Source organism: Chryseobacterium phosphatilyticum, assembly GCF_002899825.2.
GTDB lineage: Bacteria > Bacteroidota > Bacteroidia > Flavobacteriales > Weeksellaceae > Chryseobacterium > Chryseobacterium phosphatilyticum.
In genome coordinates this window covers 561,903-588,380 of the sequence record NZ_PPED02000004.1, presented here as the reverse complement: position 1 = coordinate 588,380, position 26,478 = coordinate 561,903, and the positions used below count along the sequence as shown (strand labels likewise).

General features: G+C 39.0%; 2 protein-coding genes. Both read left to right on the top strand.

From position 1 onward, the window contains the following. Positions 1–25,686, top strand: a 25,686-nt coding sequence (locus C1631_RS18295; RefSeq protein WP_109713643.1) for a non-ribosomal peptide synthase/polyketide synthase, incomplete at its 5' end; no start/stop codon positions are given. Positions 25,687–25,750: 64 nt separating this feature from the next. Then, the gene (locus C1631_RS18290) at positions 25,751–26,473 is read left to right on the top strand and encodes a thioesterase II family protein (protein WP_103246724.1); all 723 of its coding nucleotides are present in this window, start codon (positions 25,751–25,753) and stop codon (positions 26,471–26,473) included. Positions 26,474–26,478 lie beyond the last annotated feature (5 nt).

Genomic DNA, 26,478 nt, shown 5'->3' with positions numbered 1-26,478 from the left:
GTTTCCAAATTATGGTCTTCGGGAGTTCATTATCCGAGTGATACAACTATTCATCAATTGTTTGAAACCCAGGTTGAAAGAACACCAGATCATACAGCCATTGTTTACCAGGACATTAGATTATCTTATCGTGAGTTAAATGAACGTTCCAATCGTTTGGCAAATTATCTTATCAAAACGTATGATATTCAGCCGGATGATCTTATTCCTTTATGTCTGGAGCGTTCCGAAGAAATGCTTGTGGCTATTCTGGCTGTGTTAAAATCCGGTGGAGCTTATGTACCAATGGATCCATCATATCCTTCTGATAGAATTAAACACATTCTGACAGATACAGGTGCAAAAATTGTCATTACACAGCTAGGCTCTGAGCTTAATGTTCTTGAAGCTTGCGGAGAGACCACTTCCATGCTTATTTTGAAAGATCCGGAGCTGGAAACTGTTCTTGAAAACAGTAGCATTGAAAACCCTGTTACTTCCGTAGAATCCTCACATCTGGCCTATGTAATCTACACCAGTGGAACCACAGGAATGCCAAAAGGAGTACTACAGGAACACCGTAATGTAGCCCGTTTGTTCAGTGCTACCGATCACTGGTATCAGTTTAATGACAAAGACGTTTGGAGCTTATTCCATTCCTATGTCTTTGACTTCAGTGTATGGGAAATCTGGGGAGCCTTATTCTATGGTGGAAAATTATTAGTTCCATCCTCTGAACAGACCAAAGACACCAATTTATTCTTCAGCTTATGTTTAGAAGAAGGCTTAACGGTATTAAACCAAACTCCAACTGCCTTCTACCAGTTTATTGATACCGCACTTCAGAGAGAAGAACAGTTAAGCAGTCTTCGCTATGTGATCTTCGGAGGAGAAGCCTTAAATCTTGCCTCTTTAAAACCTTGGTATGAGCGTTATCATTCTGCACCAACACTCATCAATATGTATGGAATTACTGAGACCACCGTCCATGTAACCTACAAGAAATTGAGCGCAGACGACTTGGATAAAGCCTCATTAATTGGGGAGAATATTCCGGATCAGGGCATGTATATCCTAGATAAACACCTTCGAGCCGTTCCGGTAGGAGCAGTAGGAGAATTGTATGTAGGCGGAGCCGGAATAGCAAGAGGCTATCTGAATCGTGAAGAACTTACCGCCGAACGTTTCATCAGCAATCCTTTCCAGACCTTGGAAGAGAAAGAGCAGGGAACGAATGGAGTCCTATACAAAACCGGAGATTTAGTCCGCTATCTTGCTGATGGCGAACTGGAATATATTGGAAGAAATGACTTCCAGGTGAAGATCCGGGGCTATAGAATTGAATTAGGTGAAATAGAAAACAGACTTCAGGAATACCCGGAAGTAAAACAAGCTGTGGTTCTGGCCAAAGAAAATAAAGCCGGATTGAAATACCTTGTTGGATACTATATCTCAGAAAAAGCAAATGAAGTAAACGATCTTACCACATTCTTATCAGAGGTGTTACCAGAATATATGGTTCCTGCAGCGTTTGTTCACTTAACCTCATTACCATTAACCATCAATGGAAAATTAGACAGAAGAGCCTTACCAGAACCTGAATTTACAGGAGGCAGAGAATACACAGCCCCTGAGACTGAATTACAGGAGAAGTTATGTCAGATCTATGGAGAAGTTCTTGGATTAGACGCTTCTGGTATTGGTATTCATGATGATTTCTTCAGATTAGGAGGTGACAGTATTATCAGTATTCAGTTGGTAAGCAGAATCAGACAAAGACTTGATATCAGAGTAAGTGTTAAAGATATTTTTACAACCCGTTCAGTCTTAAAACTTTCCGAATTAATGGAAAGCAAAGCCAAAGAAGAGCAAACTCAGATTCTGACGGAACAAGGCCAGCTTACCGGAAGTTTGTCATTTCTACCTATTCAGGAATGGTTCTTCAATTTGGTTGAGGAAGGATATGTAGGAGATCTTAATTACTGGAACCAATCTTTCCTGATTACTGTTCCTGAGCTTAATACAGAAGTACTGAAACAAAGTATAAAGCTGTTGATTGAAAAGCATGATGCCTTCAGAATCTATTATCCAAAAGAAAATAATACATACACTCAACAGTACGGAATAGAATATATACCGGAAATTAAAGATCTTGATGTTTCAGGAATGTCATCAGAAGAAATTTCCAAAGTATTCACAGAATGGCAGTCTCATTTTGATATTGTAAACAGACCTTTATTCCAGATTGGATATGCTCACGGATACGAAGACGGAAGTGCAAGAATCTTTTTTGCATTGCACCATTTGATTATTGATGCCGTAAGCTGGAGAATTATTACAGAAGACCTGAAAAATATATATCAGAATCTGGAAAAAGGAAACGAACCTGAAGCCTACGTAAAAGGAAGCAGCTACCGCCAATGGACTGAAGCTGTAAAAGGATATCTTCTTGATAACCCTGAAGCCAGAACTAAAGAACTTGCTTACTGGACTTATACTGCCGGAAATGTTGCAAAAAACAATGATATTTTAACGGAAGTATCTTCTGAGGAGTATCATTTTGCGAATCTTAGTCTTGAAGAAAGCTATACAGAGAAGCTGATCAGAGAGATTCATCATGTATATCATACACAGATTAATGATATCTTATTATCTGCCCTTGCTTCTGCGCTTTCAGACCTTACCGGAACATCAGGACATGCCGTTCTCCTGGAAGGTCATGGCCGTGAAGAAGTATTCAATAACCTGGATATTACAGAAACAGTGGGATGGTTTACTTCTATGTATCCATTGCTGTTGCAGACCGGAAAAGACGTAAAAGATACTGTTGTTGTAACCAAAGAATCGCTGAGAAGCATTCCAAACAATGGAGTTGGATATGGCAGTCTTGTTGGATATACCGAACAGGCACTTCCAAAAATCAGCTTCAACTATCTTGGGCAGCTTGACCAGGAAGAAAGTACAGGAGAGAAAACCTGGTATATTTCAGGCGAAAACAGCGGAAACTCCATGGGTGATAAAAACCGTGACAGCTATATCATTAGCGTCAACGGAGCCATTGCTGACGGTCAGCTTCGCTTTGGAATCTCAGGGTATCTTTCACAGGATCAGATAGATCTGCTTACTCAAAAATTTGAAGAGTATATAAAACAAATTGTTGATGAATTAACAGCAGAACAAAAAACCTGGTTGACACCATCAGATACAGAGAATATCGTTGGTAAAGATCAGTTGATGTATATTCAGGAATCCGGAGCTGTGGAAGGTGTATATCTTGCCAACAGTTTACAGGAAGGATTTGTATATCATGCATTGAATCAGGGAGATACTGATGATGCCTACCGTGTACAACTGGTATGGGATTATCTTTCTGAAATGAATCTTGATAGATTGAAAGAAGCATGGGTATATACTCAAAATCAGCTTCCTACATTAAGACTAAGATTTGACTGGAGTGAAGAAATTGTTCAGATCATCGATCAAAAAGGAAGTCTTGACTGGCGTTATCACGATCTGAGCAAGATGAACAAAGATCAGCAGGAAGAATTGATTTCTGAACTGACTCATAAAGACCGTTTTGAAGTATATGATCTTGCAAAAGGAAGTCTTTTCAGAATAAACCTGTTCAAACGTTCAGAGCAGCATTACACCTGTCTTTTCAGTAATCATCACGCCATTCTTGATGGATGGAGTATGCCTATATTCCTGACCCTTATTCATGAAGCTTATTTAAAACTGATTAAAAATCAGGAGCTTTCTCCGGCACCGGATGAAGCGTACGCAGAAGCCCAAAAGTATCTTCAGAACCATAAAGATGCTAATGCGGACTTCTGGAAAGACTATATGGGACTTCTCGAAGACCGTGAAGATATCAGTGGCTGGATTAAAGAATCTAAGAAACAGATTGACCTTTCAGAATACAAACAGATTGTAGATCACCGCTCGATCAAAATGTCGATTGTGGGTGAACAATATGAGCAATTGAAGAAGTTTACAGCAAAGAACGGATTTACCATCAATGCCGTACTTCAATATCTGTGGCATAAACAATTGGCGATTTACAGCGGAACACAGTCTACGGTGGTTGGAACTACGGTTTCCGGAAGAAGTATACCGGTAGATGGCATTGAATCTTCAGTTGGTTTGTATATCAATACCTTACCACTGATTGTAAGCCATACAGAAGGTAAAGTAGCTGATATTATTTCAGAAATTCAGAACAGAATCAGTGAGCTTAATACCCATAGTAGTGTAAACCTGGCAAGTCTTCAGCATGACGGGCGTAGAATTTTCAGCAGCTTATTTGTGTATGAAAATTACCCGGCTCCAAAAGGAGATGAGGATAATGAGTTATCATTTGTCTTCAAAGGTTCGGTAGAGCGTCTGGATTATCCGTTGGGAATAGTAGCTTATGAAGCTGGTGATGAGATATGGCTGAATATCAGCTATGAAGGCTATCTGTTTGAGGAAGCCATGATTCAGCAATTAATCAGTGGGATGAACACTGTTTTGGATCAAATCCTTGAAAATTCAGAAATTTCATCTGAGCAGTTATCTTATCTTACTCAGGAAGAATATAAAACGGTTTCCAAATTATGGTCTTCGGGAGTTCATTATCCGAGTGATACAACTATTCATCAATTGTTTGAAACCCAGGTTGAAAGAACACCAGATCATACAGCCATTGTTTACCAGGACATTAGATTATCTTATCGTGAGTTAAATGAACGTTCCAATCGTTTGGCAAATTATCTTATCAAAACGTATGATATTCAGCCGGATGATCTTATTCCTTTATGTCTGGAGCGTTCCGAAGAAATGCTTGTGGCTATTCTGGCTGTGTTAAAATCCGGTGGAGCTTATGTACCAATGGATCCATCATATCCTTCTGATAGAATTAAACACATTCTGACAGATACAGGTGCAAAAATTGTCATTACACAGCTAGGCTCTGAGCTTAATGTTCTTGAAGCTTGCGGAGAGACCACTTCCATGCTTATTTTGAAAGATCCGGAGCTGGAAACTGTTCTTGAAAACAGTAGCATTGAAAACCCTGTTACTTCCGTAGAATCCTCACATCTGGCCTATGTAATCTACACCAGTGGAACCACAGGAATGCCAAAAGGAGTACTACAGGAACACCGTAATGTAGCCCGTTTGTTCAGTGCTACCGATCACTGGTATCAGTTTAATGACAAAGACGTTTGGAGCTTATTCCATTCCTATGTCTTTGACTTCAGTGTATGGGAAATCTGGGGAGCCTTATTCTATGGTGGAAAATTATTAGTTCCATCCTCTGAACAGACCAAAGACACCAATTTATTCTTCAGCTTATGTTTAGAAGAAGGCTTAACGGTATTAAACCAAACTCCAACTGCCTTCTACCAGTTTATTGATACCGCACTTCAGAGAGAAGAACAGTTAAGCAGTCTTCGCTATGTGATCTTCGGAGGAGAAGCCTTAAATCTTGCCTCTTTAAAACCTTGGTATGAGCGTTATCATTCTGCACCAACACTCATCAATATGTATGGAATTACTGAGACCACCGTCCATGTAACCTACAAGAAATTGAGCGCAGACGACTTGGATAAAGCCTCATTAATTGGGGAGAATATTCCGGATCAGGGCATGTATATCCTAGATAAACACCTTCGAGCCGTTCCGGTAGGAGCAGTAGGAGAATTGTATGTAGGCGGAGCCGGAATAGCAAGAGGCTATCTGAATCGTGAAGAACTTACCGCCGAACGTTTCATCAGCAATCCTTTCCAGACCTTGGAAGAGAAAGAGCAGGGAACGAATGGAGTCCTATACAAAACCGGAGATTTAGTCCGCTATCTTGCTGATGGCGAACTGGAATATATTGGAAGAAATGACTTCCAGGTGAAGATCCGGGGCTATAGAATTGAATTAGGTGAAATAGAAAACAGACTTCAGGAATACCCGGAAGTAAAACAAGCTGTGGTTCTGGCCAAAGAAAATAAAGCCGGATTGAAATACCTTGTTGGATACTATATCTCAGAAAAAGCAAATGAAGTAAACGATCTTACCACATTCTTATCAGAGGTGTTACCAGAATATATGGTTCCTGCAGCGTTTGTTCACTTAACCTCATTACCATTAACCATCAATGGAAAATTAGACAGAAGAGCCTTACCAGAACCTGAATTTACAGGAGGCAGAGAATACACAGCCCCTGAGACTGAATTACAGGAGAAGTTATGTCAGATCTATGGAGAAGTTCTTGGATTAGACGCTTCTGGTATTGGTATTCATGATGATTTCTTCAGTCTTGGAGGAAATAGTATTATGGCCATCAAATTAATAAGCTCCATCAAACGAACTCTGGATACGCAGGTTGGGGTAGCCGTAATATTTGGCCATAAAACAGTAGCCTCACTTTCAGAAGCATTAAATGATCAAAATAATATTGATGAACAGGTTACAATTGCACCAGTAAAAGTAAATACCCCTGAAGAGCAAAAATTATCTTTTGCCCAGGAAAGACTTTGGTTTATTGAAACTTATGAAGGAGGAAGCAGTGCCTATAACATTCCTATGACTGTCCGTTTGAATGAAAAAACAGATCTTTCAGTAATAGGAAAGGCGCTCGAAACCATTGTAATACGACATGAAGTATTACGAACCATTATCCGTTCAACCGACGAAGGAAAAGGATATCAGTTGATTCTTGACCAGATTCCGGCTATTCATTTACACGAGGTAAATACAAAAGAGGAGCTGGACAGAGAAATCAACAGAGTTTCCAATAAAATATTCCGTCTGGATGAAGAACTTCCTATAGAAATTAGCATTTTTAGGTTAGGAGACCACCATCATTTGTCAGTTGTGATTCATCACATTGCATTTGATGGTTGGTCAACGGATATTTTCTTAAAAGAAATACAAACAATTTACAATGCCCTTATCAAGGGAGAAGAACCTCAACTTCCTGAAGTTAAGGTACAATATAAAGACTTTGCATTATGGCAGAGAGATTACCTTTCCGGAGAAAGACTTGATCGTCAGGTAGACTATTGGAAAACAAAACTGGATGATTTCCAGACCCTGAACCTGCCTGTAGATTATAAGAGACCCAACCAGGTTTCTTATGATGGAGAAACCATCCATTTTGTACTGTCTCCGAAACTAGCCCAGGGTCTGAGAAAAACATCTAAAGACTTGGGTGTAAGTTTATACAGTTTGATGCTTGGGGGGTATTATCTGATGCTGTCTGCTTATTCCGGTCAGGATGATATTGTAGTAGGAAGCCCTATTGCCAACAGGCACCATGCAGGTCTTGAGGATATGATTGGGTTCTTTGTGAACACATTGGCCTTAAGAGAAACCATTGATGCAGAGCAAAATATTGAAGACTTTATTCTTCAGATCGCTCAGTCTGTAATCGAAGCACAGTCTCATCAGGATTTGCCTTTCGAAAAATTGGTTGAAGAATTGGGGGTAGAGCAAGATATGTCCCGACATCCTGTATTCCAGGTAATGTTTGGCCTTCAAAGCTTTGGTAGAAATACTGATGATGCAGAAGTGCTGTTCCATCCTTATGAAGGAGACACAGATTATCAGGTGGCAAAATTTGATCTGAGCACCATGATTGATGATGGCGAAGAAACTATCCAGGGAATGTTCAATTATGCCAAGGCAATTTTCGCAAGAGAAACGGTTAAGAATATGATAGATTCTTATCTGTATCTGCTTGAACAGGCTTTTGGTAATGATGTGAATCTGGAAACAACCAAACTATCTGACCTTCGTTTAATAACAGAAGATACCGGTAAAAAAATGATGGAAGAATGGAATGCAACAGAAGTATTTTATCCTTCTGATATAACCATTCACAAGTTATTTGAAAAACAGGTTGCAAAAACTCCGAATCAGATTGCAGTAGTATATCAGGACGTAAGACTGTCTTACCGTGAGCTTAATGAACGTGCTAACCGCTTGGCGAATCATCTTATTGAAACGTATGGTCTTCAGCCGGATGATATTGTCCCGCTATGCCTGAATCGTTCTGAGCAAATGCTTATTGCCATCTTAGCGGTATTAAAATCCGGAGCAGCTTATGTGCCGATGGATCCTTCCTATCCAGCAGACAGAATAGAACATATTCTTCAGGATACAGTAGCAAAAATTATTTTGGCAGAAGAAAATACAGCAGAAAAAGTAAAAAATACATCAGTAGAAGTTATTTCCCTGGATACAATCGCTGTCCGTGCTATTCTTGAAATGGGATCTGCAGAAAATCCTGTAACGGAAGTGAAACCTGAGAATCTTGCTTATGTAATTTATACCAGCGGTACAACAGGACTTCCAAAAGGAGTAATGATTGAACATAAAAGTGTAGCCAACTTAATAGAGCAGGAAGCCAAAGAATTTGGTCTGAAATCAGACTCTGTTCATAAAAACTGCCTGTGGTACGCTAACTATGTATTCGATGCGCACGTTTGGGAATTATATCCGTCCATTACCCATGGACACAGCATTTACATCCTGGATAAAGATAAACAAACGGATCTTGTTGCCTTACAGCAGTATATAGATGAAAATAAAATCAGCATAGCAACCATACCACCGGTACTTCTTACCAAAGATCACATTCTTCCTTTAGAAAAAATGGTGGTGGCAGGAGATGTTACCAATCCTCAGGTCATGAAGCTGTACAAAGAACATGGGGTTGATCTGATCAACGCCTATGGACCTACAGAAAGTACAGTCTGTGCCACTTTACACCATTATAATGAAGATGGAAATCCGTTGAATATCGGAGGTGCTATTGGTAATATGACGGTGTATGTTCTGGATGATTATCAACGTCCTGTACCTGTAGGTGCAGCCGGAGAGCTTTATATCGGCGGAGCAGGTATTGCCAGAGGCTATCTGAACCGCCCTGAACTGACAGAAGAACGTTTTATTTCCAATCCTTTCCAAACTTCTGAACAACACGTAAAAGGAGAGAATGGAAAGTTGTATAAAACCGGAGACCTAGTACGCTGGTTACCAAACGGAGAATTGGAGTATATCGGAAGAAATGACTTCCAGGTGAAAATCCGTGGCTATCGTATCGAATTAGGAGAGATTGAAAATACCTTACTAAGCTATCCTGGTATCCATCAGGTTGCTGTAATAGCCAAAGAAAATAAATCTGGGGTTAAATACCTGGCGGGATATTATGTTGCTGATCAGGTGATTGATTCTGTACTTCTTTCAGAATATCTGTTTGAAACGCTTCCAGAGTATATGATTCCCGGAGCTTTTGTTCATTTAACCGCTTTACCATTAACCATTAATGGAAAACTGGATAAGAGAGCTTTACCGGAACCTGATTTTACAGGTAATAAAGAATACTCTGCACCAGAAACTGCACTTCAGAAGAGCCTTGTTGAAATTTATGGAGAAGTACTGGGAATCAATGCCGAAAGTATCAGTATTCATGATGATTTCTTCAGATTAGGAGGGGATAGTATCATCAGTATTCAGCTGGTAGGAAAAATAAAGCAGCGCCTGGAGGTACGCCTAAGTGTGAAAGAAATATTCTCCTCAAGAACTACAGCAGCATTGGCGATTTTGATGGAAGAGAAAAAGTCAGGAACAGAAGTTGAGATCCTTACAGAACAGGGAATTCTTACCGGCAAAGTTCCTCTTTTACCTGTTCAGGAGTGGTTCTTTAGCGAGAAAGAAAAAGGGTACCTGGCGGATTCAAACCATTGGAATCAGGCTTTCTTGATTAATGTTCCGGAACTGGATCGTAGTCTTTTAGAAAAAAGTATTGAGCTACTGATTGAAAAACATGATGCTTTCAGGTTATATTATCCTCTTGAAAATGGAAATTATAGCCAATATTATGGTGACCAAAAAACCGGAGTAAAAATCAATGATCTTGACGCTTCCAAAGTAAGTCAGAAAGAACTTTCTGAAATATTTACTACATGGCAGGAGCAGTTTGAAATTGAAAAAGGACCACTTTACAATATCGGCTACATCACAGGATATCAGGATAAAACCGCAAGAATTTTCTTTGCTTTCCACCACCTTATCATTGATACTGTGAGCTGGAGGATTATTCTTGAAGATCTCAGAAGCATCTATCAGACGCTTGAAAAAGGAGAAGATTATCAGATTAAGAAAGGCAGCAGCTACCGCCAATGGGTACAGGCTATTAAAAATTATAAATCTGAAGATGCTGAATCCAGAGATAAAGAACTGGCTTATTGGAATAGAATAACTTCTCAGGTAGACCAAAGTAATCAGACCCTTGAAGAAATTTCCGGTACTGAATACCATCATGATATCCTTCTTCTGGATCAGAGTACTACTGAAAAACTGATTAGAGGAAGCCATCACGTGTATCATACTGAAATCAATGATCTGTTATTGGCAGCATTGTCATCAGTACTCACAGATTTCACGGGAGCATCCCGACATGCTATTGTATTAGAAGGACATGGCCGTGAAGATGTATTCACTAATCTGGATATTACGGAAACGGTAGGCTGGTTTACTTCAATGTATCCGCTATTACTAACAACTGGAGCAAATGCGAGCGATACAGTAATATTGGCCAAAGAAGCCTTAAGAGAAATTCCGGACCACGGTATCGGCTATGGAGGTCTTGTAGGCTATACTAACCATGAACTTCCGAAGATTGGATTCAATTATCTTGGACAGCTAGATCAGGAAGATCATTCAGGTGAAAAAACATGGTCTATTGCAGCAGAAGATACTGGTCTTTCAATAGGAAAAAAGAACAGAGACAGCCATATTATCAGTATTAATGGTGGAGTATTAAAAGGACAGCTTCGTTTCAGTCTTTCAGGATATCTCACTCAACAACAGGTAGAACAGCTTGCTCAATCTTTTAAAGAGCAGATTATTCATGTGGTGGAAGAGCTTTCTCAAAATATCCGCAGCTTCCTTACCCGTTCGGATATTGATTATATCATAGAAGATAAGCAACTCTTATCAGTTCAGGAATCAGCAGAGGTTGAGAAAATATATCTGGCGAACAGTCTTCAGGAAGGATTTGTATATCATGCATTGAATCAGGGTGATACGGATGATGCGTATCGCGTACAGCTGCTATGGGATTATCTTTCCGATATGAAAGTGGAGGCTCTTAAAGAAGCATGGGCTTATACTCAGCAACAATTTCCGGCCCTGAGACTTAGATTTGACTGGAACGGAGAAATCATCCAGATCATTGATAAAAAAGGAACCTTAGACTGGCGTTATCAGGATCTGAGTACCATGAATGAAGAAGAGAAGGAGAAATGGATCAGAGAAGCGACTCAAAAAGATAGATTTGAAGTATATGATTTATCAAAAGGAGGATTATTCAGAGTATATCTGTTTAAACGTTCTGAGAAACATTATACCTGTCTTTTCAGCAATCACCATGCGGTATTGGATGGGTGGAGTATGCCTATCATACTGACCAGTATTCATGATACCTATCTGAAATTAACCAAAAAACAGGATCTGAATATTGTTACAGATCATGCTTATATCAAAACCCAGGAATATCTTCAGCAGCACAAAGAGGGCAGCCGAAGCTTCTGGAATGCTTATATGAACCTTCTCGAAGACCGTGAAGACCTTAGCAGCCTGCTTAAAGAATCCCACAAACATATTGATTTGGGAACGTATCGTCAGATTAAAGATCATCAGGCTGTAAAAATGACGATCATTGAAGAGGAATATCAGCAACTGAAAAAATTTACTACTGAAAACGGTCTTACGATTAATGCGGTACTGCAATATCTATGGCATAATCAGTTAAGTGTATATGGTGGTGTTGAAACTACCGTTGTAGGAACAACCGTATCCGGACGAAGTCTTCCAGTAGATGATATAGAATCTTCAGCGGGTCTCTTTATCAATACACTTCCGTTAATTGTACAGCATACTGAAAGTAAAGTGGTGGATATCATTTCTGATATTCAACAGAGAATCAGTGAACTGAATACCCATAGTGATGTCAACCTTGCAGAACTTCACCAGGATGCAAGACGTATTTTCAGCAGCTTATTTGTCTATGAAAACTATCCGGTACCACAAGGCGGAGATGATAACAATGAATTAGGATTTGTTTTCAAAGATTCAGTTGAAAAACTGGATTATCCACTAGGAATTATGGCATTTGAGCAGGGAGAAAGTGTAACCCTGAAAATCAATTATGAAGGCGTTCTTTTTGAACAGCATACCATGGAACAGCTGATTGATGGAATGAAAACGGTTCTTGCCCAAATTCTTGAAAACTGGACAATTAGTTCTAATAAATTTTCACATGTTTCTGATAATCAGTTTAAGCTAATGGAAGGATGGAATGCTGTAGAATCTTATTATCCTTCTCATCAAACCATTCATCAGTTGTTTGAAGAACAGGTTGTTAAAGCTCCGGACGCTCCTGCTTTGGTGTATCAGGATGTTGTATTAAGCTACAGAGAACTGAACGAAAGATCAAATCGTTTGGCTAATTACCTGCTCAAAACATACGATCTTCAACCAGATAGCCTGGTGCCGTTATTCCTGGAACGATCTGAGCATATGATTATTGCTATTCTGGCTGTGCTGAAGGCCGGAGCAGCTTATGTACCAATGGATCCCTCTTATCCCGTGGAAAGAATAGAACATATTCTTCAGGATACCGGAGCACAGGTGGTAATCGGACAGGAAAGTACAATAGAAAAACTGCAAAGTCTGGAGACTTCGGTTCTTTCTTTAGATAATGCAGTATTCCAGGTAATTATCAGAAGAATGTCTCCAGAAAATCCTGTTACTCATGTTGATTCATCAAATCTGGCTTATGTAATCTTTACCAGTGGTACTACCGGTATGCCTAAAGGGGTCATGATTGAACACAGAAATGTAATGAATCTTATTCAGCAAGAGGCAAAAGAGTTTGGCTTAATCCATGATTCTGACTTGCCTTTAAGACAAAAGAACTGTCTGTGGTATGCCAATTATGTATTTGATGCCCATATTTGGGAGCTATATCCGGCGATTACTCATGGTCATCGTATTTATTTACTGGATGCTGAAAAACGGATTGACCTTTCTGCATTGCAGCAATATATTAAAGAAAATACCATCAGTATAGCAACAATACCACCAGTGCTCTTAACAAGTGAATTTATACTTCCTTTAGAAAAGCTTGTGGTGGCTGGTGACGTAACCAATCCACAGATCATGTCTCTTTATAAAGCTAATGGAGTAGATCTTATCAATGCATACGGCCCTACAGAAACGACTGTATGTGCAACGCTGCATCACTATAATGAGGATGAAAACCCGGTAAACATAGGTGGCCCGATTGGTAATATGACCATCTATGTTTTGGATCAGTACCAACGTCCTGTTCCGGTAGGTGCCGTGGGAGAATTGTATGTTGGTGGAGCAGGTATTGCAAGAGGTTATCTGAACAGACCGGATTTGACAGAAGAACGTTTTATTTCCAATCCATTCCAAACATTGGCGCAGAGGGAAAAAGAAGAAAACGGACGTTTGTACAAAACAGGTGACTTAGTTCGTATGCTTCCTGATGGAGAGCTGGAATACATTGGACGTAATGACTTCCAGGTGAAGATCCGCGGGTATAGAATTGAGTTAGGCGAAATAGAAAATACTTTACAATCCTATCCGGATATCCGTCAGGTTGCTGTATTGGCAAAAGAAAATAAATCCGGATTAAAATATCTGGCAGGTTATTATGTATCTGAAAAGAATATTGATTCAATACTGCTCTCGGACTACTTAGCTGATTTCCTTCCGGAATATATGATTCCTGAAGCTTTTGTTCATATGGAAGCTTTACCATTAACAATCAATGGAAAACTGGACAGAAGGGCATTACCTGAACCTGATTTTACAGGAAGTAAAGATTTTACTGCTCCTCAAAATAATCTTGAAGCTGAACTATGTCGTATCTATGGTGAAGTTCTGAAACTTGATGGAACAACGATAAGTATTTATGATGACTTCTTCAGGCTGGGAGGAAATAGTATCATGGCGATCAAGCTGATCAGTAAGATCAAACAGGAATTGAACACGCAGGTTAGTGTAACTACGGTATTTACCCATAAAACAGTAGCGTCATTAGCAATGATTCTCGCTGATGAAAACCAATTGGAAGAGCAAATCAATATTCTTCCTGCACAGATCGATTCTGAAGAAGAGCAAAGATTATCCTTTGCACAGGAAAGACTTTGGTTCATTGAATCTTATGAAGGAGGAAGCAGTGCCTATAACATTCCAATTACGACAATACTGAATGAAAATATTCAACTTGAACAGTTTCGTCAATCATTGATCAAAGTGATCATGCGTCATGATATTCTTCGCTCTGTGATCAGAACGAATGAAAAGGGAATGGGATATCAGATCGTTACAGATATAATTCCTGATTGTGAGATCGTTACTATCGGTTCAAGAGAAGAATTGGAAAATGCAATCAACAGAAGTGTTAATACCATTTTCCGTTTGGATGAAGAAACTCCGGTTAAGATTACTATTTTCAAATTTGAAAATCGCTATTACCTTTCAATTGTCATTCATCATATTGCGTTTGACGGATGGTCTACAGATGTATTCCTTAAAGAGGTCGCAATCATTTATAACGGATTGATCGGAAAAGACAGTCCTGAGCTTCCGGAATTAAAAATCCAATATAAGGACTTTGCATTGTGGCAGCGCAATTATCTTTCAGGAGAACGCCTTGATCAACAGATCAACTATTGGAAAAATAAATTTGAGGACTTCCAGAATCTCGACCTGTCTACAGATTTCCAAAGACCACTGGAGATTTCATATGAAGGAGAAAATCTGTACTTCCATCTTACGACAGAACAAGCCGAAAAACTAAGAGAACTCTCCAAAAATCTTGGAGTAAGTATGTATTCTTTACTGCTAAGCGGATATTACCTGATGCTTTCAGTATATTCAGGGCAACATGATATTGTTGTAGGTAGCCCAATAGCTAACCGCCATCATGCAGGTCTTGAAGATATTATCGGTTTCTTTGTCAATACATTGGCTTTGCGTGAACAGATTAACCCAAAACAGAATATCAGAGATTTTATTCTTCAGGTTTCAAAATCAGTTACGGACGCTCAGTCTCATCAGGATCTTCCATTTGAAAAACTGGTAGATGAACTGGGTGTAGAACAAGATACTTCAAGACACCCTGTATTTCAGGTAATGTTTGGTCTTCAGAATATTGAAGCAGAAACAACAAACAACAACGAAGAGATTTTGTTCTATCCTTTTGATGGAGAGATCGACTATCAGGCAGCCAAATTTGATTTGACAACCATGGTAGACGATGACGGAGAAGGAATTCGCATCATGTTTAATTATGCAAAATCTCTTTTCAGAAAAGAAACTATCATTCGTATGGCAGGTTCCTATCAGCTTCTTTTAGAGGAGATTGCACAGGCTGACATCACGGCTCAAATTGGGGATCTCCCATTACTTTCTAAAGAAGAAACAACACAAATAGTAGAGAATTGGAATAATACACAGAAGGAACATCCAAAGAATCTGACGATTCATCAGCTTTTTGAGAAGAAGGTAGTGGAAACACCTGATCATACTGCTTTAGTATATCAGGATGTGAAGTTATCATATAAAGAATTGAATGAAAAAGCGAATCGCCTGGCTCATTATCTGATCGAAAACTATGCCCTTCAGCCTGATGATTTAGTTCCGATATGCTTAGACCGTTCTGAAAGTATACTGGTTGCTATTCTTGCCGTATTAAAAGCCGGAGCTGCATATGTTCCGATAGATCCGTCATATCCTTCAGACAGAATACAGCATATTTTGGAGGATACTTCCGCAAAAGTGATTCTTACCCAGAAAAGCTCTGTTGATAAGATAAAAGATGCAGGTAATGTAGAATTGATCTGTCTTGATGATGTTACTGTTAAAGCAAAACTTGAAATAGTATCATGTGAAAATACTGTTACTCAGGTTAATTCGGGACATCTCGCCTATGTAATCTACACGAGTGGAACAACAGGGCTACCGAAAGGGGTAATGATTGAGCATAAAAGTGTCATAAATCTCATAGAATCAATGATCAATGCTCATAGACTTCAAGAATATAATGAAGTAGGTTGTTATTCAAATTATGTATTTGATGCCTTTGTGTATGAAGCATTTTCTGTTTTGTGTAATGGAAATACCATGTGGTTGTATAACAATGACCTCAGAACATCTGTAGTGGAACTTAACGAATATATTAAAGAAAACAATATTCAGGTTTCCTTTATTCCACCTGTTTTGTTGAGAGAAGTTGTACATCAGGGAACGAACCTGAAACTAATATTTGCAGGTGGAGAAAGTTTCCCGACCTTAGATAAAAATATAGAAAATATTATTCTCATCAATGAATATGGCCCTACAGAAGGGACGGTATGTTCTACGCTTCATGAGTACAAAGAAGATAGAAATCCATTGAATATCGGAGGCCCGATTCCTAATATGACTGCCTATGTATTAGATGCTTATTTCCGACCTGTTCCTGTAGGTGCAGTGGGCGAGTTGTATATTGGTGGGGCGGGTATTGCACGAGGCTATCTGAATCGCCCTGAGCTGACAGAAGAACGTTTCATGTTAAATCCATTCCAAACAATAGCTCAGAAAGAACAAGGCGAAAATGCTCGTTTATATAAAACCGGAGATTTAGTGCGCTGGCTACCAAACGGTGAGTTGGAATATGTGGGTAGAAATGACTTCCAGGTGAAAATCCGTGGACATCGTATTGAATTAGGAGAGATTGAAAATACCTTGTTAAGGTATTCAGGTATTCGCCAGGTAGCTGTATTGACCAAAGAAAATAAATCCGGAATAAAATATCTGGCAGCTTATTATGTTTCTGGCTTAGCCATAGATTCAGAATTGCTTTCAGAATACGTATCAGAATCCCTTCCTGAGTATATGGTTCCCGGAGCTTTTGTTCATTTAACAGCGTTCCCGGTGACTCTCAACGGAAAATTAGACAGAAAAGCATTGCCTGAACCTGATTTTACAGGGAGTAAAGAATATACGGCTCCGGAGACAACCCTTCAGAAGCTGATTTGTCAGATTTATGGTGAAGTATTAGGATTGGAGGCAGAAACGATCAGTATTCATGATGATTTCTTCAGATTAGGAGGAGATAGTATTATCAGTATTCAGCTGGTAGGAAGAATCAGACAGCAGCTGAATGTAAAACTAACAGTTAAAGAAGTCTTTAGTGCCAGAACAACAGCATCATTATCCCAGCTTATTGATGATAAGAAGTACAGTTCAGAAAAACAGCTCCTTACAGAACAGGGATTATTGAATGGGGAAGTATCTTTCCTTCCTGTTCAGGAGTGGTTCTTCAGCCAGAAAGAGAGGGGCTGTCTGAAAGATTTCAACCACTGGAACCAGGCATTCCTGATCCATGTTCCGGAATTGAACCGTGATTATCTTGAAACTTCTATACAATATGTATGGGAAAGGCATGATGCTTTCAGACTTCATTATCCTAAAACAGAGGGCAAATATGGTCAGATATACAGGGATAACTCTTTTTGTCCGGAAATTAGCTATCTGGATGCATCAAAATTAACCCCGGAAGCCCTTTCCCAAAAACTGACTGATTGGCAGTCTGATTTTGATATTGAAAAAGGACCGTTATTCCGGATTGGTTATATCAATGGATACCAGGATGGAAGTGCAAGAATTTTCTTTGCTCTTCATCACCTGATTATTGATGCTGTAAGCTGGAGAATAATTACAGAAGATCTGAAGAATATCTATCAATCTGTTGAAAAAGGAGATGAAGAACGTATTCGTTCTCACACCAAAGGAAGCAGCTACCGTCAATGGGTAAATGCAATAAGCAGCTATCTGTCTGAAGATCCGGAATCAAGAGATAAAGAAATAACCTATTGGAATTCAATTACCGATATTGTAGATGAAAACAATACTGTTTTGAGCAGATTGGCAGGTACAGAATCTCATCATGGTCATCTTATGCTGGATAAGGAAATGACTGGAAAACTGATCAGAAATACACATCATGTATACCATACTCAGATCAATGATTTGTTGCTTTCTGCACTTTCATCTGCTTTATCGGAGATGAGCGGAAGCTCCCATCATGCCGTTTTACTGGAAGGTCATGGACGTGAAGAAGTATTTGATAACTTAGACATCACCGAGACAGTTGGATGGTTTACCACAATGTATCCATTGCTGTTAGAGACGGGGGAAAACCTGAAAGATACAATCGTCCTTACCAAAGAATCACTGAGAAATATTCCAAACAACGGAATGGGATATGGCAGCCTTATCGGGTATACCGGAAGAGACCTCCCTAAGATTAGTTTCAACTATTTGGGACAACTGGATCAGGAAGAAAGCGGGGGAGAAAAATCCTGGTTTATAGCTCCCGAAGACGCTGGTTCAGGTATGGGAAGCGATAACCGTGACAGTCATTTGATCAGCATTAATGGAGCGGTGGTAGATGGTCAGCTGAGGTTCGGAATATCCGGATACTTGTCTGAATCGGAGATTCTTGCTTTATCAGAAGGCTTCAGGAAGTATATTGCCGAAATTATTGAACTTCTATCGGAAGAAAAAAGAAGTTATCTTACTCCTTCAGACGTAGATCAGGTGGTCAACTATAATCAGCTGTTGCATATTCAGGAGTCTGCCGAAATAGAAGGAGTATACCTGGCAAACAGCTTACAGGAAGGTTTTGTCTATCATGCCTTAAACCAGGGGGAGAAAGATGATGCCTACAGAGTACAATTAATGTGGGATTATCATACGGAAATGGATATTGACAAGCTTCAGAAATCATGGAAGCTTACACAGGAGCATTATCCTTCCTTACGTTTAAGATTCGACTGGAACGGAGAAATTGTACAGGTTATAGATAAATCCGGGAATCCTGATTTCCGATACAGAGATATCAGTACCATCAATGGACAGGCTCAGGAAACTCTTATCAACAAAATAACTTATGATGATCGTTTTGAAATTTATGATTTATCAAAAGGAGGCTTGTTCAGGGTCTATGTATTCAAACGGAATGAAAAACACTACAGCTGTTTATTCAGTAATCACCATGCAATACTAGATGGGTGGAGTATGCCTGTTGTTTTAAATGCTGTTCATGATGCTTATCTTAATCTGATTAAAAATCAGGCTCCGGTTCTGATGAAAGATGATGCCTACCAGGCAACTCAAAAGTATCTTCAGGGTCAAAAGGAGAGTAGTCGTAGCTTCTGGAAAAGATATATGACTTTATTGGAAGATCAGGAGAACTTAAGCAGTCTGGTCAAAGAAGATCAAAAAAATACAGACTTAGGAACCTATCGCCATATTAAAGATCATCGCTTTTTGAGTATTTCTATAAGTGGAGATCAGTATCATTTGTTGAAAAACTTTACCAAAGCAAGAGGATTTACAATCAATGCTGTACTTCAATATTTATGGCATAAACAGTTGAGTATTTACAGTGGATCCGGAAGTACGGTAGTAGGAACTACAGTATCCGGAAGAAACTTACCTGTGGACGGTATTGAATCCTCAGCAGGGTTGTATATCAATACCTTACCGTTGATTGTTTCCCACGGAGAAGGTAAAGTAGTGGATCAGATTGCAGAAATACAGGAAAGAATCAGTGATTTAAATACCCATAGTGATATCAATCTTGCAGAGCTTCATCACGACGGGCGTAGAATTTTTAGTAGTCTGTTTGTATATGAAAACTATCCTGTGCCAAAAGGAGGAGACAATAACGAACTTGGTTTTGTATTCAAAGACTCTGTAGAGAAACTTGATTATCCATTAGGAATAATGGCCTCAGAACAAGGAGATAAGGTGACGTTTAAGTTGAATTATGAAGGCGCTCTTTTTGACTCCGGGATGATCGAACAATTGATGGAAGGAATGACAGTTGTGTTGGATCAGATCTTACAAAACTGGGAAATTAGCTCCAAAGAAATATCATATGTCTCAATAAATCAATTAAAATGGGTTGGAAATTGGAGTACACTAAAATCTGAAACCCTTCATGAGTTATTTGAAGAACAGGTGGTGAAAACACCTGATGCAACAGCATTGGTATTCAAGGATATCAGACTTTCATATCGTGAACTTAATGAGAGATCAAATCGCCTCGCTCATTATCTTATGGAAACATATGGTATTCAGCCTAATTCCCTTGTACCTATGTGTCTGGAACGGTCTGAGCTTATGATTATTGCTATTCTTGCTGTATTAAAAGCAGGAGCAGCATACGTACCAATTGATCCATTGTATCCATCAGACAGAATGGAATATATTCTTAAAGATACAGGAGCGAAAATCGTAATCGGGCAGGAGAGTACCGCAGAAAAACTATACGATTTGGGTACAGATATGATTTCTTTAGACCATAAAACGGTAAGAAATCTTATTGAAACCATGTCTCCAAATATACCGGAAACGATAGTTACAGCTGAAAACCTGGCATATATTATCTATACAAGCGGAACGACAGGAACGCCAAAAGGGGTAATGGTAGAGCATAGAAATGTTGTAAATGTAGTGGGTCAGATTAGAGAGGCCTATGGATTCAGTGAAGGAGAAAAGATGACAGCATATACTTCTTATGTATTTGATGTATCTGTATCAGAATTTTTCAATGCCTTATTGTATGGAAACGAACTTCATCTACTGGATGAGAATACGAAGAAAGATGCCGATCTGATCAGTCAGTATTTACTATCCAATGAGATTGCATACGCTTATTTGCCTCCGGTAATGCTTTCAGTATTGCCACGGGTAGATTATCCATTACTGAAAGGGATACTGTATGCAGGTGAACCGTGTGACTATGAGACAGGGAAATACTGGTCAGAAACCAAAAAATTATACAATCTGTACGGCCCTACAGAAGCTACAATCTACGCCATCTACAAACAGGTTGAGCATGGTGATGTACATTTGATCGGGCGACCTGTAGGTAATTCATCAGCCTATATTTTGGATGACTCTTACCGCCTTTTACCTGTCGGTGCCATTGGAGAACTTTATCTTGGAGGGGCAGGAATAGCCAGAGGCTATCTGAACCAACCCGAACTAACGAAAGAACGATTTATTAATAACCCTTTCCAGACTTTAGAACAGAAAAAAAGAAAAGAAAATGGCAGATTGTATAAAACAGGAGATTTGGCAAGATATCTTCCGGATGGAAATATCGAATACATCGGACGTTCTGACTTCCAGGTAAAAATCCGTGGTTACAGAATAGAATTGGGCGAAATTGAGAACAGACTTTCTCAATATCCTGAAGTGAAGCAATCGGTAGTGCTGGCCAAAGAAAACAAAGCAGGACTAAAATTTCTTGTAGGTTATTATGTCTCAGATAAAGATCTGAACCCTGATGATCTTACAGAATTCCTGGCAGAAACATTACCGGAATATATGATCCCGGGAGCCTTTGTTCATTTAACAGAACTGCCCCTCACAATTAATGGAAAACTGGATAGAAGAGCTTTACCGGAGCCCGTATTTACCGGAGATAGAGAATATGTTGCCCTAGAAAATGAATTACAGGAAAAGCTATCTCATCTGTATGGGGAAGTTTTGGGAATTGTACCGGAAACCATTAGTATCCATGATGACTTTTTTAGATTGGGAGGAAACAGTATCATGGCCATCAAACTAATTAGTAAAATAAAGCAAGAGTTGGATGTCCCTGTCAATGTATCTATGATCTTCAATCATAAAACAATAGCTTCTTTGGCGAAAGCCTTGGAGGATGAGACTAATACCGAACAAGTTCTTATAACCCCTGTAAAAGTTGATGCTCCCGAAAAACAACGTTTATCATTTGCACAGGAAAGACTTTGGTTTATAGAATCTTATGAAGGGGGAAGTGGTGCCTACAATATTCCAATGACTGTTTTGCTGGATGAAAGTACAGACATTTCGCTTTTATTTACAGCTTTTGAAGCGATTATAATGCGCCATGAAGTACTTCGTACCATGATTCGTACCACAGAAGATGGAATGGGGTATCAGGTAGTTACAGATTCTATTCCTGAGTTTGAAATAACAGATTTAAAGACCAGAAGCCAACTTGATGAGGCTATAAACAAATGTGCCAATAAAGTGTTCCGTTTGAGCGAAGAGACCCCGGTTAGTATTAATATATTCCGTCTGGAAGGATTATATTATCTGTCAGTTGTCATCCATCATATCGCTTTCGACGGATGGTCTACCGACCTTTTGATGAAGGAAATCGGGACTATCTATTTTGCATTGGTCAACGGGAATATTCCTAAACTGCCGGAATTGAGGATTCAATATAAAGACTACGCACTGTGGCAGCGTAATTATCTCACAGGAGAACGTTTGGATCATCAGATTGAATATTGGAAAACAAAATTTGATGAGTATCAGAGCCTCAATTTGCCTACTGATTTCCACAGGCCTGCTGAGATTTCTTACGAAGGAGAAACCCTTACCTTTAGTATTCCTGAAGAAATGAGTGGAGGGTTGAAAGCAATTTCTAAAAAGCTTGGAGTAAGTCTTTACAGTGTGATGCTAAGTGGATATTATCTGATGCTTTCAGCATATTCAGGACAGGATGATATTGTAGTAGGAAGTCCAATAGCGAATCGTCATCATGCGGGTCTTGAAGATATTATAGGATTTTTTGTCAATACGTTGGCTTTAAGAGAAAAAATAGATTCAAAACAAAGTATAACAGATTTTATTCTGCAGGTAGCCGGTTCTGTGACGGAAGCCCAATCTTATCAGGATCTTCCATTTGAAAAATTGGTAGAAGAACTAGGAGTAGAGCAGGACACTTCAAGACATCCTGTTTTCCAGATTATGTTTGGAATTCAGAGCTCAGGAAGTAAAGAATCTTCTGCTCAGGAAGAAAAAACGCTGTTCCATTCTTTTGATGGCGAAGTAGATTATCAGGTAGCTAAATTTGATCTTACAACAATGATCAACGATAATCCTGAGGCAATGCAGATGACGTTCAATTATGCTAAATCATTATTCAGAAAAGAAACAATAATCCGAATGGCGGATTCTTATCAGTTCCTTCTGAATCAAATGATAAAGTCAGAAGTATCTGAACAGAAGCATATCAGAATCGAAGAGCTTCCTCTTTTATCATTAGAAGAGACAAAACAGATTACAGAGATGTGGAATGCTTCGCAGGCAGATTATCCTTCACAAATGACGATTCATGGTTTATTTGAAACACAGGTTTTAAAAACTCCTGATGAGATCGCTTTGGTATTTGAGGATCGAAAACTTTCATATAAAGAATTGAATCAGAAAGCAAACCGTCTCGCAAACTACCTTATTGAAATGTATGACATTCAACCGGATGATCTTATACCATTGTATTTTGAACGTTCAGAAGATGTACTTATTTCTATTTTGGCTGTGTTAAAGACAGGGGGCGCATATGTACCAATGGATCCAGCCTATCCTGCTGACAGGATAAAGCATATTTTAGAAGATACTAAAGCGAAAATAGTACTGACAAGGGCAAATTCAGATGAAAAAATAGAAGGAGCAGAGGTATTATCACTGAATAAAATGACCAAAATACTTGAGGAATCCAGTTCTGATAATCCCGTTACAAAGGTACATTCGAAAAACCTGTCTTATGTAATCTATACGAGTGGAACAACCGGACTTCCAAAAGGTGTAATGATTGAACATAGCGGAGTAATCAACCTCATTGGATCCATGATAAAAGCTCACAAGCTTGAAGAATATAAAGAAGTAGGTTGTTTTTCAAACTATGTATTTGACGCCTTTGTTTATGAAGCTTTCCCTGCTTTATGTAACGGAAATACCTTATGGCTTTACAATAATGAATTAAGAACCTCCGTAGCAGACCTTAACGAGTATATCAATGAAAATAAAATAGAAGTTTCTTTTATTCCTCCTGTTTTACTGAGAGAGGTAATCGATTATGGAACACGTTTGAAACTGATATACGCCGGAGGGGAAAATTTCCCTGCCTTAGATAAAAATATTGATGACGTTATTTTGGTTAATGAATATGGTCCTACCGAAGGAACAGTATGTGCTACCCTTCATTACTTTAAAGAAGATAATAACCCATTAAATATTGGGTCTTCTATTGCCAACACCACATTGTATGTACTCGATCATCATCAGCGTGCTATACCAGTTGGTGCAATAGGTGAACTTTATATAGGAGGGGCAGGTATTGCCCGTGGATATCTGAACAGAGAAGATCTTACAAAAGAACGTTTTGTAGAAAACCCGTTCCAGACATCTGAACAAAAAGAAAAAGGAGTGAACGGACGTCTTTACAGAACAGGTGATTTAGTTCGTTGGTTACCAAATGGTGAACTGGAATATATGGGTAGAAATGACTTCCAGGTGAAAATACGTGGCTACAGAATTGAATTGGGAGAGATCGAAAATACATTACTTCGTTATAAAGGTATTCGTCAGGTAGCTGTGTTGGCAAAAGAGAATAAAGGAGGAGTAAAATACCTTGCCGGGTATTATGTATCCGACGCAGTGATCGATCCGAGGTTGCTCTCAGAGTTCCTGATAGAATCTCTTCCGGACTATATGATCCCGAATATTTTTGTTCATCTTGAGCGTTTACCATTAACGATCAATGGGAAACTTGATAGGAAACAGCTTCCTGAGCCCGAATTTACAGGCATTTCCGAATATGCAGCGCCTGCCAATGAACTGCAGAAACAATTGGCAGAGATCTATGGTGATGTTTTGGGGCTTGATCCTCAAAGCATAAGTATTCATGATGATTTCTTCAAATTAGGAGGAAACAGTATTATGGTGATCAAGCTGATAAGCAGAATAAGAGCCTTATTGGATATTCAAATCAAAATCCTGGATATTTTCAAAGAAAGAACCATCAGTAAATTGTCTCTGATTCTGGCCAATACAGGTAAAGAATATAAAACAATATCAACATTGGGAGGGATCAATAACAACCCGAATATTTTCCTTATTCATCCCGGAAATGGAGGAAGTGAGGTATATCAGTCACTTGCAGAACAGCTGAAATCAGATTATGACTGCTACGGGGTAGATTCCTACAACCTGTATCATGAAGAAAAAATTGATAATCTGAACAAGCTTGCACGCTATTATCTGGATCACATTAATCTGATACAGGAGCAGACAAAACAGGATGAATACATTTTGCTGGGTTGGTCTTTAGGAGGAAATATTGCATTAGAGATTGCTTCTGAGCTGGAGAAAAGAGGACATAGAAAGATTACGGTCTATCTGTTGGATACAATTCTTTATGCTAACGATCAGACGTTGATAGATTTTCTTGCATTCCCTACCGATGAAGAGTTAAGTGAAAGGCTGAATGTTCCAATTGGTGATACTCACTTTATTGCAACCAAGAAGTTTATGTCAGCAGAGTTTACTATTGCTAAAGAGTCTGTTTCCAATAATCTCAACTTGACGAAAGTTGTTTTATTAAAAGCAATGCTGAATGGGGACACATTTAACGAATCATTTAATAACAATATTAAAAATTCAATGTACAATAATGTGGATTCAATCATAGAAAATCCGGACTTACTATCTGTTTATCCAATCGAAGCTTCTCATCAGATGATGTTGGAGAAAGAAGAACAGATCCTGGATATTATTAATAAAACAACCGTTAAACATTAATATAATAAGGCATGATGAAATACAAAACCTTCATGCCTTATCATCAAAAACATAGAGAAACCTTATGAACACAACCATATCATCAAAACCACAGATATTTTTATTGCATTATGCAGGCGGAGACAGAAACTCTTTCCGCCCTTTAGTTGAAAATTTGCAAAATCTTTTTCAAATAGAGACCCCGGAACTTCCGGGAAGAGGAGGGCGTATGTCAGAACCATTTCTGAAAAATAAACACGCTGCAGTTGAAAATCTGCTGAACCAAATAAAAATGAAGCGGAAAAAAGAAGTTCCCTATATGATTTATGGTCATAGTATGGGAGCCATTCTGGGGCTTGAAATCTGCCATACCATGGAAAATAATGCAGACGCTCCGGAATATTTTGTGGCTACAGGATATCCCGGGCCCAATATAAAAAATAATCCACCTATTGCCGGTCTACCAAGAGCAGAGTTCTTTGAGGAGGTCAGAAAACTGGGAGGCTTATCTGATGAGGTAATGGAAATAGGAGAATTATTAGATTTTTTTGAGCCGGTACTCAGAGCAGATTTCGGATTGCTGGAAAACAAAGAAAATGTACCGTTTAGTGGAAAAATACAGACACCTGTCTATGCCGTAATGGGGAAAAATGAGCAATATGCACTCAACATCAGAAATTGGAAAAACTACACCACTGCCAACTGTGAATGTCAGATTGTTAATGGAAATCATTTCTTTATCAATCAGAATTTCAATTACCTCGCTCAGGTAATTAAAAATGTGATGAATGCTGCAATGGCCAAATAATATAT

What these genes read in the sequence shown, in the direction of transcription:
- C1631_RS18290 (WP_103246724.1), top strand. Translation starts at nt 25,751, where the DNA reads ATGAACACAACCATATCATCAAAACCACAGATATTTTTATTGCATTAT.